Origin of the sequence: Acinetobacter sp. AKBS16 (assembly GCF_002899995.1) — a bacterium.
Classification (GTDB): domain Bacteria; phylum Pseudomonadota; class Gammaproteobacteria; order Pseudomonadales; family Moraxellaceae; genus Acinetobacter; species Acinetobacter baumannii.
This window is the reverse complement of record NZ_POYH01000091.1, coordinates 52,605-65,338: the sequence shown is the minus strand read 5'-3', so window position 1 is coordinate 65,338 and position 12,734 is coordinate 52,605. Positions and strand designations below refer to the sequence as shown.

The following is a 12,734-nucleotide window of genomic DNA, read 5'->3' as shown; positions in this document are numbered from 1 at the left end:
TTGATCCGGTGATTGGGCGTGATGATGAGATCCGCCGTACCATTCAGGTCTTGTCACGCCGTACTAAAAATAACCCAGTACTCATTGGTGAACCTGGGGTAGGTAAAACCGCTATTGTTGAAGGTTTGGCACAACGTATTGTTAATGGTGAAGTACCAGAAGGCTTAAAGAATAAACGTGTTTTATCGTTAGATTTAGGTTCATTGCTTGCAGGTGCTAAGTATCGTGGTGAGTTTGAAGAACGTTTAAAAGCTGTTTTAAAAGATTTGGCGAAACACGAAGGCGAAATCATCTTATTCATTGACGAGCTACATACGCTCGTTGGTGCTGGTAAAGGTGATGGTGCGATGGATGCAGGTAATATGTTAAAACCTGCGTTGGCTCGTGGTGAGTTGCGCTGTGTGGGTGCAACAACCTTAGATGAATATCGCCAATACATTGAAAAAGATGCAGCCTTGGAGCGTCGTTTCCAAAAAGTGCTGGTCGATGAACCAAGTGTAGAAGATACCATTGCGATTTTACGTGGTCTGAAAGAAAAGTATGCGACTCACCATGGCGTACAGATTTTAGATTCAGCGATTATTGCTGCGGCGAAAATGTCTCATCGTTATATTACAGATCGTCAATTACCGGACAAGGCGATTGACTTGATTGATGAGGCAGCTTCTCGTATTAAGATGGAAATCGATTCTAAGCCAGAAGCACTTGATAAACTTGACCGCCGTTTAATCCAGTTGAAAATGCAATTGGAAGCGGTGAAAAAAGATGAAGACGCAGGCAGTAAGGCCGAAGTTACTCATCTTGAAAAACAGATTGCTGAAGTCGAGAAAGAATACAACGATCTGGAAGAAGTGTGGAAAGCTGAGAAAACATTGGTAGAAGGCACTAAACAAGCTCAGGTTGAACTTGATAAAGCACGTATTGCTTTTGAAAAAGCTCAGCGCGAAGGCGATTTGGCAGAAGCAGCACGTTTGCAATATGGTGTAATTCCAGAGTTGCAAAAACAACTTGAACAAGATGAAGTTGCTGAAGAAAACGAAGAGCCAAAACTCATTCGTACAAAAGTAACTGAAAATGAAATTGCCGAAGTCGTTAGTGCTGCAACAGGTATTCCGGTTGCTAAAATGATGCAAGGCGAGCGTGAAAAACTTCTTCATATGGAAGAGTTTTTACATGACCGTGTTGTTGGGCAAGATGAAGCAGTTGTTGCGGTATCGAATGCAGTTCGTCGTTCACGTGCCGGTTTGTCTGACCCGAATCGTCCTAGCGGATCATTCTTGTTCTTAGGACCAACAGGTGTAGGTAAAACTGAGTTAACTAAAGCTTTAGCTAACTTCTTGTTTGACAGTGATGATGCCATGATTCGTATCGATATGAGTGAATTCATGGAGAAACATTCTGTCAGCCGTTTAGTTGGTGCGCCTCCGGGTTACGTAGGTTACGAAGAGGGCGGTGTTTTAACCGAAGCTGTTCGCCGTAAACCATATAGCGTAGTGTTGTTTGATGAGGTTGAAAAAGCGCATCCAGATGTCTTCAATATCTTGCTACAAGTGTTAGACGATGGACGCTTAACCGACTCACAAGGTCGTGTAGTGGACTTTAAAAACACGGTTATTGTGATGACATCGAACTTGGGGTCACAAGATGTACGTGAACTTGGTGAAGGTGCAACTGATGATGAAGTGCGTACTATTGTAATGAATGCGGTAAGTCAGCATTTCCGTCCGGAGTTTATTAACCGGATTGATGAGCTGGTGATTTTCCATTCACTCAAAAAAGCACAGATTCGTGGCATTGCCGATATTCAGTTGGACCGCTTACGCTCACGACTTGTTGATCGTGATATGAGTTTAACTGTAGATGACAGTGCATTTGACTTATTGATTGACGCTGGTTTTGATCCTGTATACGGAGCGCGTCCATTGAAACGTGCAATTCAACAACAGGTTGAAAATACACTAGCTCAAAAAATCTTGTCAGGTGACTTTGTTGCGGGTGATACCATTTTAGTTAAAGGCGAAAATGGTCACTTAGTGTTTGATAAGCTGAAACTCAGCTAAGTTTTTTCTGCTAAAACCGAAAAGAGAATATGGAAACATATTCTCTTTTTTTATATTTAACTTTTATGCTGATTTGAAGATATAAGCGCAATAATTGAATCTGCTACTTTCTGTGTGAGAGTTTTAAGTTTTTGTTCGGCATGACCTGATAAAAAATAATGATAATGATAAATACGTCCTAGATAAGAAATACAAATAAAGAAAGTACCTACAGGTTTTTCCGTGGTTTCACTTCCGCCAGGTTTTAATAAACCTGTGCAGCTCACAACAATGTCAGCTTGTTGAAATAGGGTTTGACCAAGCCTGCACATTTCTTCAGTTACTTGTGGCGATTCTGCTGTGTAGGTTTCAATTAACTTTGGATCAACTTTTAAAACACTGATTTTAATACTGGGGTCATAACTGACTAATCCACCCAGTAAAATATCAGCACCACTATTTTTATGAATCGAAAACTGACTGGTTAAGTAACCTGAACTGGCACTTTCAATAAATGCAACTTTAAGTAAACGGTCTTCTAATAACTGACAGCATTGCTGAAGCATTATTCCACCTCGTATGGTGTTTATTTATGAATAAATCTAACTACAAATAAATTATAAAATCACGTTAAGTGATCTAAGGGTATGGTTCAAGTCTAAGATAAAAATCTATAAAACTATTTGAATATTCACAAAAAGCCTGTGAAGAATTTCAGGTTTTAAAATGATCAATGCTAATTATCGGGAAGTTTCTTTATAACATTGCGACAAGGTTAAAAACTTGTTAGTTTGATTCGATATAACAAACAATAACAATTTTAGGATGAACATGATGAACAATAAGCAAGGGTGTGTGCTGGGAATTTTAAGTTGTATAGCGGTATTACCGACGAATCTATGGGCTGCACAGCCTATGAATGAAAGTGCGCTTGCAACTCAAACAGGAGCAGTAACGGCAGCTCTACCCGTAATTATTGCAAAAGCTCAAGATGATGCGAAGAAGCCAGAAATAGAGCAACGTCAAGTTCGGCAAACACTAGGGGATAACTATTTACAGCAGGTTCGATGGAATTCACTGCGCACAAGTGTGTTATCGCCTTATCAAGAACAAAAGCAAAATCAGGTCATTGATGGAAAAGAGAAGAAAAAGTTAGAAATGGTTGCTCTGCCAGAAAGAGCTGATCGTTTTACGCGTTATGATTTTGAGTCAAAGAATGTACATGGTGAAGTTATCATTACCGTGAAGTAATGATAACTTCCTGTTTCAAATTCAGATTAGTTTAGCCCTGGATGCTGAATTTTCCATGCACGGTGGATTTTTTGATTACGTTTAAAATCGGGTCCAATCGTTTCAGAAGTAATTTCTTCAACATCATATAAAGCCTCGATCTCTTCATCCATCTCAAAACCACGATAGTTATTTGAGAAGTAAAGTGTACCTTCACTTGTTAAGCGGTTCATTGCACGTTTAATTAAAGAGACGTGATCGCGCTGCACATCAAAAGTACCGTGGAACTTTTTAGAATTAGAGAATGTTGGCGGGTCAATAAAAATAAGATCATATTGTTCATGACCTTCTTTTAACCATTCAAAACAGTCACTTGCAAAGAACATGTGCTGTTCGTCTGCATGATCTACCGTTAAACCGTTTAAAACGAAGTTTTCTTTTGACCAGCTCAAGTAAGTATTAGATAAATCTACACTGGTTGTACTTGCTGCGCCGCCTAAAGCCGCGTGTAAGCTGGCTGTCGATGTATAACTATAAAGATTTAAGAAGTGCTTACCACGTGCTTCTTGAGCAATACGTAAACGCATTTGACGGTGGTCAAGGAACAAACCTGTATCGAGGTAGTCAGTCAGGTTCACTAAAATTTTAGCTTTACCTTCTTGAACGATGAAACGTTTATTGGCTGTACTTTGTTTGGTGTACTGATTGGTACCAGTTTGACGCGCACGTGTTTTAATAAAGATTGCATCGCGATTTAATCCTGTTACCGCACGAATAGCAGCAAGTGCTAAGTTGAAACGTTTTTTTGCTTTTTCAGGATCAATCTTTTTAGGTGGTGCATATTCCTGAACATGTAAACGGTCGCCGTATAAGTCTACAGCAAGGTTAAAGTCAGGGAGGTCTGCATCGTATAAACGTAAGCAATAGATATTTTCTTTGGTTGCCCACTTTTTCAAGGCAGTCATGTTCTTTTGCAAACGGTTAGCAAAGTCTTGAGCTTCTTCCATTTCAACAGGTTGAGCTTGCCAGTTTGCCAAGAATGGTTGAGTGACTTTTTCAGGTTTAACTGTACCGAAACGAACATAAATCGGTAATTTACCATTCATTAAGCGTAATGTTTCTGGTGCTTCAAATGCTAAAACATCGGCTTGTTCAATTTGTGCGGCAATAATTGCTGCATATTGATTTGGGAAGTTCTTTTGTAAGAGGGCAGATAAACCTAAGTAAAGAGAACGGTTAGAAGCTTTGTCACCTAAGCGCTCACCATATGGGGGGTTGGTAACGATAAAAGCAGTTTTATTTTCAGCACCGAAATCTGGCCAGTCTGCTAAAGTACGCTCTTCAATTTGAATATCGCCTAGTAGCTTTTCAAAACCTGCTGCAATAATGTTTTCGCGTGTTGCTTTTACAGCTTCCCAGTCAGCATCGTATGCATAAAACTTAGGTAACGGTTGTTCAAGTGCTTTTTCATGACGCTCTGCTGCTTCCGCTTTGAGTGAAAGCCAAAGTTCACGGTCATGACCATGCCAGCCATTAAAACCAAAACGACGTACAAGACCCGGCGCACGATCAGTTAAAATCATTAACGCTTCAATAATAAATGTGCCTGAACCACACATTGGGTCAAGTACGATTTCCGGGTTACGTTCCTGAAGCTTGGCTTTTTGCAAAATTGCCGCTGCGAGGTTTTCTTTAATTGGTGCATCTGTCATGAAACGACGGTAGCCGCGTTTATGTAATGAATCACCAGATAAATCTAGACAGTAGGTATGCTCGGTTTTGCCCGCAAGCACATATAATGTAATTTCCGGTTGTTTGGTATCAATACTTGGGCGGCGACCTACAGCTTCCATAAAGGAATCAACAACACCGTCTTTTACACGAAGGGTAGCAAACTGCGTATTTACCTTAATTTCACGCTCTGCGTGTAAGCGAATTGCAAAGGTACTTTGTGGTGCAAAAATAAGTGACCAATCAAAACTAATTGCACCTTCATAAAGCTCTTCTGCTACATCACGTGCATCGTGGGTACGTTCAAGTTCATAAGTATGAATTGGAAGTAAAACACGTGAAGCAAGACGTGACCACATGCAAATACGGTAAGCATGTTCAAGCGTTCCTTCAATGATTAAACGTCCTGCTTTACGTTCTGTCACTTTGGTGCCAAGCTGTTCTATTTCTTCTTGTAAGAGGGTTTCTAAACCATCAGCACAAGTAATCCAATAGTGGTTTAAACGTAAAGAGGTATTCATAAACTCGATTGACCAAAACATATAAATATTAACGATGCAAAGTTTAACGTATTTTGGTGTCTAAAAGTTTTTAAATTATTGCAACCTATCACTTGGCAACCAATAAATTGATTTTTAAAGTTTAAAATATAAAAACTGGTATGTATTTTGCTAAATCTTTCGAAATAAAACTTATTTAATTAATCATTATTGATGGTTTTTAACCAATTTCATGATTTGAATACATAGGGGAATATAAATGAAAGATATGATGGGGAATGGTTTTATAGCGAATGCAGAAGCTTTCACACTAGCTACCCAAATTTATGTGCGTATGCGCAGAGTAACGGGACGGGTGATAGATGCAATGTACGTTGTTCAAAATAAAGACTATGCGAAATATGTAATTGCACTGGCACTAGAAGCAGAAGATGATGAATTAAAACGCTGTGTTGAACGATTAATGGTATTGACTGATTCAATATCAGAGCAGTCTCAAAAAGAAATGACAGTAAGTATTCAAACTAGTGAAGAATCAGAAATCACAGCCGAAGACATTTATCGGGCACAAGTTCCACATCATTATATTGGTGCTTTAAGGTAATCTGAGCACGGCTCTAAATTTTCTGGTCAATTTAGGGCCTTATTCTGTAAAGTTCTTCTGCGAAAAGAACGGAATTCAGCTACACTATGCACGTTTTCGCGATTCGACCCATAGGAATCCATTATGCATATTGCAGCGTTGCATCAACCGAGCCAGGTTCAGCTCAATCAAGACGGAAATTTAAAACATTTTTTAACGATTGAGGGCCTTTCAAAAGAAAACCTCACTAAGATTTTAGATACCGCGCAAAGCTTTTTAGATGATAATAATAATTTAATTAACCGCCCGCTTTTAGAAGGTCGGACGGTTATGAATCTCTTCTTTGAAAACTCCACCCGTACTCGTACTACTTTTGAAGCAGCAGCAAAACGTTTGTCTGCCAATGTATTGAACATTGATATTGCACGTTCAAGCACGTCAAAAGGTGAGACTTTACGAGATACGCTTTGGAACCTCGAAGCAATGGCTGCCGATATTTTTGTTGTACGTCATTCATCTTCAGGTGCTGCACATTTCATTGCTAAAGATGTATGTCCGAAAGTCGCAATTATTAATGCCGGAGATGGACGTCATGCCCATCCAACGCAAGCGATGCTCGATATGCTCACTATTCGCCGTGAGACGAAAAAACCATTTGAAGACTTGAGTGTTGCCATTATTGGTGACATTAAACACTCTCGCGTTGCGCGTTCAGATGTAGCTGCACTTCAAACACTCGGATGTAAAGATATCCGTGTGATTGCGCCGAACACCTTATTACCGGTTGGTTTTTCAGAATATGGCGACCATGTTCGTTTGTTCAATAACATGGATGAAGGCATTACCGGTTGTGATGTGATTATTGCTTTACGTATTCAAAATGAACGTATCGATTCACCAGCATTATCTTCGCAATCTGAATTTTACAGAATGTACGGTTTAAACAAAGAGCGCCTTAGCTTGGCGAAACCGGACTGTATTGTTATGCATCCGGGACCAATGAACCGTGGTGTAGAAATTGATTCGAGTATTGCTGATGGCGAACAGTCAGTGATTTTAAAACAGGTCACTAACGGTATTGCAGTTCGTATGGCTGTGCTAGCGTTGTCTATGCAAGGGCAACTCCAAGAACAAGGTTTAATTGAAGCGATTGCGTTGTAAGGAATGGATCACATGAGTATTGTAAAAATTGAAAATGTACGTGTGTTAGACCCAATCCAAAAAACAGACAGCGTACAAACTGTATATGTTCAAGACGGTAAGCTCATTGCCCCAGTCGATCAGGTTGAACAAACTATTGATGGTCAGGGTAAATGGTTAATGCCAACTATGGTTGATTTGTGTGCACGTTTGCGTGAACCGGGCCAACAGCAGCATGGAACGTTGAAATCAGAAGGTAAAGCTGCACGTGCTAACGGTATTTTGCACGTCATTACGCCGCCAGACTCAAAGCCGATTGTACAAGACAACGGTGCGCTTATTCATGGTTTAATTGAAAAAGCTTGGCATGATGGTGGTATTCACATGCATATCATCGGTGCCCAGACTCAAGGTCTAAATGGTAAGCAACCAGCAAATATGGCAGGTCTTAAAAAGGGTGGCTGTACTGCTGTTTCAAATGCGAATGCTGCTTTTGAAAATGATGATGTCGTTGTTCGTACATTAGAGTACGCTGCGGGTCTTGGTTTAACCGTCGTTTTCTATGCTGAAGAGCCACAACTTGCTAAAGATGGCTGTGCTCATGAAGGCTTTATTGCATCACGTCAAGGTTTACCAATGATTCCTGCAATTGCAGAAACCGTAGCGATTGCAAAATATCTGCTTATGATTGAAGCGACAGGTGTCAAAGCTCACTTTGGTTTGTTGTCTTGTGGCGCTTCGGTCGAATTAATTCGTGCTGCAAAAGCAAAAGGTTTACCGGTTACTGCCGATGTAGCAATGCATCAGTTACATTTAACTGAGCAACTAATTGATGGCTTCAATTCACTTGCACATGTTCGTCCACCATTACGTTCTGAGCAAGATAAAGAGCTTTTACGCCAGGGTCTAAAACAAGGTGTAATTGATGCAATCTGTACCCACCACGAGCCTTTAAGCAGTTCAGCTAAAATGGCTCCATTTGCAGAGACTCAACCGGGTATTACTGCATTTGATACTTATGTGGCTTTAGGTATTCAGCTCATTAATGAAGGTCTATTTGAACCTTTAGAATGGGTAACTAAAGTGACAAGTGCTCCTGCACAGGTAGCAAACATGACAGCTCGTTGGCAAGCTGAAGCAGGATGGGTGTTGGTAGATCCTGAGTTAAGCTGGACTGTAAGTAAAGACACTATTTTATCTCAAGGGAAAAATACCCCTTTATTGGGCCAAAAGCTTACAGGTAAAGTCTTACAAACTTTTGCTGTTTAATTTTAAGCCGCAAAATGCCGATATAAAATATAAACAGGTAGATCATAAAGATCTGCCTGTTTTGTAAATACTAGATGGAAAATTGTATATAAATTATTTAAAAAACAACAAAAGATTTCGAGCGCATTAGAATAAAAAACTATCAGCAAAGAGAAGTATTTGAATAATCAAAAAGTTGCTGGTTACGACGTATAAGATTCGGGAGAATAACCAATGTCGATAAACCCTATAGAACTGCTTAAAGAAAAAGTATCTTCAACAATATTAAATAATCAGGATGGATACCTCGGCGAAAAAACAAACGCTTTATCTAAGTTTTATCCAATTCTACTTTCATTATTAGCTGCTAAACCTGATCTTATAGGACAATTGAAAAACAGTTTGGCTCCGTCATTATCCGATCTTTTTTCTCATAATGAGCAAATTAAGAATACTGTGCTTACCCATTTAAGCGGTACAGCACCAAATAATGAAATCGAAAATACCCTCAATAGCGCATTAAAACCGAGCCTTAATGCAATTTCTGACGTTGCCGGAAATGATCAACAAAGTATTGTGAACTATTTACGTCAGCATGCTGAAACGATCCGTTCATATTTACCAGGATGGGCCGTGGGCTTATTAGCTCCATTAGGTATTGGAGCTGGTTTATCTTCTGTAACTTCATCGACAGCACCGCCACTTGCAGCAGCAACAGAGACTACGGGTAAATCTCGTGGTTTTTTACCCATTATTGCGCTCATTATTCTCGGGTTATTAATTGCTTGGTTGTGGCGCTCTTGCCAGCATAAAGAAGCTACACCTGCACCAGAAACTAAAGCTGCAAGCGGTGTAGAGGCCGCGGCTGCTCCAGCTACTTTAACTTTAAGCACCGATGATAAAGGTGCCGTGAGCCAGTGTCAGGCTGGAATTGGCGATCAAGGTTTCTTAGCGACATTACAAACTCAAGTTAAACAAGTCTTTTCAGCTACTAAAGATTGTGATGTTGATACAAGTCAAACTTATGCGGCTGCTTTTACCGATAAGGATGCTTTGGCAGGCGTGTTGGGTGCATTAAAAGGTATTCCAAACGCTTCTTTAGAATGGGTGGGTGACAAGATTACATTGAAAGCAGGTGATGCTGCAGCGTTAGAAGCGTTAACTGCTAAAGTAAAAGCACTTGTTCCACATACCGAAGTTGTTGCCTCAGCACCAGAAACAGCTGAACAGTCTGTAAGCAACAGTTTAAGTGCTTCACAAACAGCCTTAACTGCAATTGACCCGAACAATGTAGATGTAAACGCATTAGTTAAAGCACTTAATTTACAAATTATTAACTTTGCGAGTGGCTCAAGTGACATACCTGCAGATAACAAAGCTATTCTTGATCAAGCAGCAACCCTTTTAAATAAAGTGTCTGGTGTTAAATTAGATGTAGGTGGTCACACCGACTCAACAGGGAATGCCGCTGCTAATAAAGCGCTTTCTCAACGACGCGCTCAAGCAGTAGTAGATTATTTAGTTTCTAAAGGAGTGGATGCTTCTAAACTGGTTGCTAAAGGCCATGGTTCAGAACAGCCAGTTGCAGACAATACGACCGAAGAAGGACGCTTTAAAAACCGTCGTATTGAGTTTTCAGTAGCTCAATAAAAAACAGATTTTATTGAATTCTAATTTGAAAAAAGCTTCTCATTTTGAGAAGCTTTTTTTATAGAAATAAATATTGTTAGGTTGGCATGAAAATTAGTTTGTTAGGGAGTGGGCGTGTTGCCTTCCATTTGGCAAAGACACTTTTGGCTAAGGGACATAACATCGTACAAGTCTATGCACGTGATTTTGAGAAAACCAAGAAGTTTGCAGAGCAAATTCAAGCGAAAGCATGTCAGTCTCTTCAAGAGTTTCAACCAAGCGATTTAATTATTCTAGCTGTTTCAGACAGTGCTATTACTGAACTTGCAATGCAGGTACACGAGTTATTTCCCGAAACGCTTATGGTTCATACTTCGGGGAGTACAGACATTCAAGTCATCAGTCAGGTACATGAAAAAGCAGGGGTGTTTTATCCATTACAAACATTTAGCTTAGAAAGAGATGTTGATTGGAAAGCCACACCATTATTTGTAGAGGCGACCAATAAAGACGATTTAGTCATACTTTCTGATTTAGCAAATAGCCTAAGTAAGCGAGTGTATCAATACACCTCCAAACAACGTTTAACTTTGCATTTGGCAGCCGTGTTTGCATGTAATTTTAGTAATTATTGTTTTGATATGGCAAAGCAAGTTGTAGATGCGGAGCAGGTCGACTTTGGCTTGCTTTACCCATTAATTCTGGAAACAGCAAAAAAAGCTACTGAAAATGATCCAAAGCAAATGCAAACAGGACCTGCAATGCGAGGAGATCAGAATATCTTGGTAATGCATCAAAGCTTATTAGCCCAAGCAAATCGAGATGATTTAAAACAGGTTTATCAACTTTTAAGTGATGGCATCGTAAAGCGCCATCACTCATCTTAATTTTAAGAGGTTAAGGTTGACCGTTATTGCCCCATTTTAAAAAGCCTTTACGCTGATTTAAACGTTCAAAATATTGGTCGACATGTTTAAGCGCTGGATGGTCAAAAGGGGTTGCTTTCCAGCGTTGCACAGACAGCCCAATTGGTATATCGGCTAGGGTAAACTCAGTACCTGTAACATAGGCTTGAGTTTTTTCAAGTTGTTGATCGAGAATCTGTATTTGTTTATTCCACTGATCAATACCTTGTTGTAACAAATTCGGGTCTTGATGAAGGGCTGAATGTCGAATGAGCGACATAAATGCATAAGTCCAGCTGTTATTCAGTTCTATAGCTTGCCAATCAACCCACTGGTCAATAATAGCTCTTTGTTTAGCTTGAGTTGGGTAGAGTATATGGTCTTTATCATATGCATTTGCCAGATAACGTATAATGCTATTCGACTGCCAAAGGACTAAGTCCCCATCTAAAATCACTGGAATTTGACCATTAGGATTTAATTGCAAAAATTCAGGAGATTGAGCGGAGCGGAAACCTATTCCCCAATCTTCTCTCTCATATGTAAGATTTAATTCGTCACATAGCCATAAGACTTTGCGAACATTAATAGAATTATCACGCCCTAAGATTTTTAACATGCGTTTTCCTTAGTATTTTTTAGTATGGCAAGTACCTTTCCTATAAATAACGAGATTGAGTTCAATTGGCAATCTTTAATTAGTCAGAAAAATGGACAAGATAAGTTATAGGTTTATTTAATTTTTAATATTGAAATGAAAAGGGCCTAGTTTGTTACTAAGCCCTGTTTCTTACTTAATCTTCTTAAAGATAAAGTCATTAATCTTATGACCTGACTCAATGCCACGGCGTTCAAACTTAGTTACTGGGCGCCATTCTGGTCTAGGATAGCTGTTGCCTTTACCCGCCAAGTTTTCAAGGTTTGGACGGTTGTCTAAAACATCTAACATCCACTCAGCATACGGTTCCCAGTCTGTTGCAGCGTGGAATGTGCCACCAAGCTCAAGTTTTTGTTCAACCAATTGCATACGTTCATGAATAACGAAGCGGCGTTTGAAATGACGTTTCTTTTGCCAAGGGTCCGGGAAGTAAAGTTGTACGCAGTTGATACTGTTGTCAGGCATTTCACGTAAAACTTGAATTGCGTCAGCATCGAGTACACGTAAATTTTTAAGCTCTGCCATACCTGCTTCATAGACACATTGAGCAATGCCCGGTACATGAACCTCAATACCCACATAGTTGCGTTCAGGGTTCGCTTTAGCCATAAGCACTAAAGAACGGCCCATACCGAAACCGATTTCAACAGTTAAAGGGCGCTCTGGATGCTCGAAGTGCTGACGTAAGTCACCCACGGGATATTCCAAAATTAAATCGCGATGTTGTTCTAAAGCCGTGCGTTGAGACGTATTGAGTGGGGCTGAACGACGCATAAACGTCACAATTTCACGGTGTTCAGGCAAATTGTCCAATTCTGCAATTTGCGTTTCTAACTGATCGATCGACATAACCTTGGCAATATTGAAATTCAAATGCGGTATTTTAAGTCTTCAGGTGGTCAAGTCAAATGTTTCGGTGTTTTTCTTCATGTAGATGTCATGATCAATATTTAATCTAAGAGGCTAATTAAAACTCACATGAACATTTTTACTCATGAAAACTTTTCAATTAAAAACACTTTCGGTTTTTTTAAGTGCATTAGGTGCATTTTCATATAGTTCTGTTGCTCA

General features: G+C 39.7%; 11 protein-coding genes and 1 pseudogene. 8 read left to right on the top strand and 4 right to left on the bottom strand.

The window, feature by feature from the left end:
• Positions 1–2,060, top strand: a 2,060-nt coding sequence (gene clpB / locus C1642_RS16600) for an ATP-dependent chaperone ClpB (protein ID WP_103236602.1), incomplete at its 5' end; no start/stop codon positions are given.
• Between the two features lie 56 nt (positions 2,061–2,116).
• On the opposite strand, the gene C1642_RS16595 is transcribed toward clpB, so the two are convergent.
• Complete coding sequence (locus tag C1642_RS16595) at positions 2,117–2,605, bottom strand: CinA family protein (RefSeq protein WP_000941316.1); 489 nt, start codon at positions 2,603–2,605, stop codon at positions 2,117–2,119.
• Positions 2,606–2,873: 268 nt separating this feature from the next.
• Here C1642_RS16595 and C1642_RS16590 point away from each other — a divergent pair, with 268 nt between their 5' ends.
• Positions 2,874–3,290 carry a hypothetical protein gene (locus tag C1642_RS16590; protein WP_001060738.1) on the top strand — a complete coding sequence of 139 codons (417 nt, stop codon included), beginning with the start codon at positions 2,874–2,876 and terminating at the stop codon, positions 3,288–3,290.
• Positions 3,291–3,316: 26 nt separating this feature from the next.
• Here the strand turns inward: C1642_RS16590 and rlmKL are convergent, their stop codons facing one another.
• Positions 3,317–5,521 carry a bifunctional 23S rRNA (guanine(2069)-N(7))-methyltransferase RlmK/23S rRNA (guanine(2445)-N(2))-methyltransferase RlmL gene (gene rlmKL, locus C1642_RS16585; RefSeq protein WP_001098022.1) on the bottom strand — a complete coding sequence of 735 codons (2,205 nt, stop codon included), beginning with the start codon at positions 5,519–5,521 and terminating at the stop codon, positions 3,317–3,319.
• Between the two features lie 238 nt (positions 5,522–5,759).
• On the opposite strand from rlmKL, the gene C1642_RS16580 reads away from it, so the two are divergent.
• The 5 genes from C1642_RS16580 to C1642_RS16560 all read left to right on the top strand — a co-directional run bounded on the left by C1642_RS16580 (position 5,760) and on the right by C1642_RS16560 (position 10,987).
• On the top strand, positions 5,760–6,104 hold the full coding sequence (locus C1642_RS16580) for a hypothetical protein (protein ID WP_000654266.1): 345 nt from the start codon (positions 5,760–5,762) through the stop codon (positions 6,102–6,104).
• Between the two features lie 123 nt (positions 6,105–6,227).
• Positions 6,228–7,244 carry an aspartate carbamoyltransferase catalytic subunit gene (locus tag C1642_RS16575; RefSeq protein WP_000546639.1) on the top strand — a complete coding sequence of 339 codons (1,017 nt, stop codon included), beginning with the start codon at positions 6,228–6,230 and terminating at the stop codon, positions 7,242–7,244.
• Positions 7,245–7,256: 12 nt separating this feature from the next.
• Positions 7,257–8,492: a dihydroorotase gene (locus C1642_RS16570; protein ID WP_000029362.1), complete on the top strand. Its 1,236-nt coding sequence runs from the start codon at positions 7,257–7,259 to the stop codon at positions 8,490–8,492.
• 213 nt (positions 8,493–8,705) lie between these two features.
• On the top strand, positions 8,706–10,121 hold the full coding sequence (locus C1642_RS16565; protein ID WP_000026487.1) for an OmpA family protein: 1,416 nt from the start codon (positions 8,706–8,708) through the stop codon (positions 10,119–10,121).
• An 86-nt stretch (positions 10,122–10,207) separates the two neighbouring features.
• The gene (locus C1642_RS16560; RefSeq protein WP_103236601.1) at positions 10,208–10,987 is read left to right on the top strand and encodes a Rossmann-like and DUF2520 domain-containing protein; all 780 of its coding nucleotides are present in this window, start codon (positions 10,208–10,210) and stop codon (positions 10,985–10,987) included.
• Between the two features lie 10 nt (positions 10,988–10,997).
• Here the strand turns inward: C1642_RS16560 and C1642_RS16555 are convergent, their stop codons facing one another.
• The gene (locus tag C1642_RS16555; RefSeq protein WP_103236600.1) at positions 10,998–11,624 is read right to left on the bottom strand and encodes a glutathione S-transferase family protein; all 627 of its coding nucleotides are present in this window, start codon (positions 11,622–11,624) and stop codon (positions 10,998–11,000) included.
• A 171-nt stretch (positions 11,625–11,795) separates the two neighbouring features.
• Entirely contained in the window at positions 11,796–12,512 is a 717-nt protein-coding gene (gene trmB, locus C1642_RS16550) for a tRNA (guanosine(46)-N7)-methyltransferase TrmB (RefSeq protein ID WP_000020860.1), read from the bottom strand.
• A gap of 145 nt (positions 12,513–12,657) precedes the next feature.
• Here trmB and C1642_RS19790 point away from each other — a divergent pair.
• Positions 12,658–12,734: pseudogene (locus tag C1642_RS19790) on the top strand (nuclease); the annotation flags it as partial.

What these genes read in the sequence shown, in the direction of transcription:
- C1642_RS16595 (WP_000941316.1), bottom strand. Translation starts at nt 2,605, where the DNA reads ATGCTTCAGCAATGCTGTCAGTTATTAGAAGACCGTTTACTTAAAGTT.
- C1642_RS16590 (WP_001060738.1), top strand. Translation starts at nt 2,874, where the DNA reads ATGAACAATAAGCAAGGGTGTGTGCTGGGAATTTTAAGTTGTATAGCG.
- rlmKL (WP_001098022.1), bottom strand. Translation starts at nt 5,521, where the DNA reads ATGAATACCTCTTTACGTTTAAACCACTATTGGATTACTTGTGCTGAT.
- C1642_RS16580 (WP_000654266.1), top strand. Translation starts at nt 5,760, where the DNA reads ATGAAAGATATGATGGGGAATGGTTTTATAGCGAATGCAGAAGCTTTC.
- C1642_RS16575 (WP_000546639.1), top strand. Translation starts at nt 6,228, where the DNA reads ATGCATATTGCAGCGTTGCATCAACCGAGCCAGGTTCAGCTCAATCAA.
- C1642_RS16570 (WP_000029362.1), top strand. Translation starts at nt 7,257, where the DNA reads ATGAGTATTGTAAAAATTGAAAATGTACGTGTGTTAGACCCAATCCAA.
- C1642_RS16565 (WP_000026487.1), top strand. Translation starts at nt 8,706, where the DNA reads ATGTCGATAAACCCTATAGAACTGCTTAAAGAAAAAGTATCTTCAACA.
- C1642_RS16560 (WP_103236601.1), top strand. Translation starts at nt 10,208, where the DNA reads ATGAAAATTAGTTTGTTAGGGAGTGGGCGTGTTGCCTTCCATTTGGCA.
- C1642_RS16555 (WP_103236600.1), bottom strand. Translation starts at nt 11,624, where the DNA reads ATGTTAAAAATCTTAGGGCGTGATAATTCTATTAATGTTCGCAAAGTC.
- trmB (WP_000020860.1), bottom strand. Translation starts at nt 12,512, where the DNA reads ATGTCGATCGATCAGTTAGAAACGCAAATTGCAGAATTGGACAATTTG.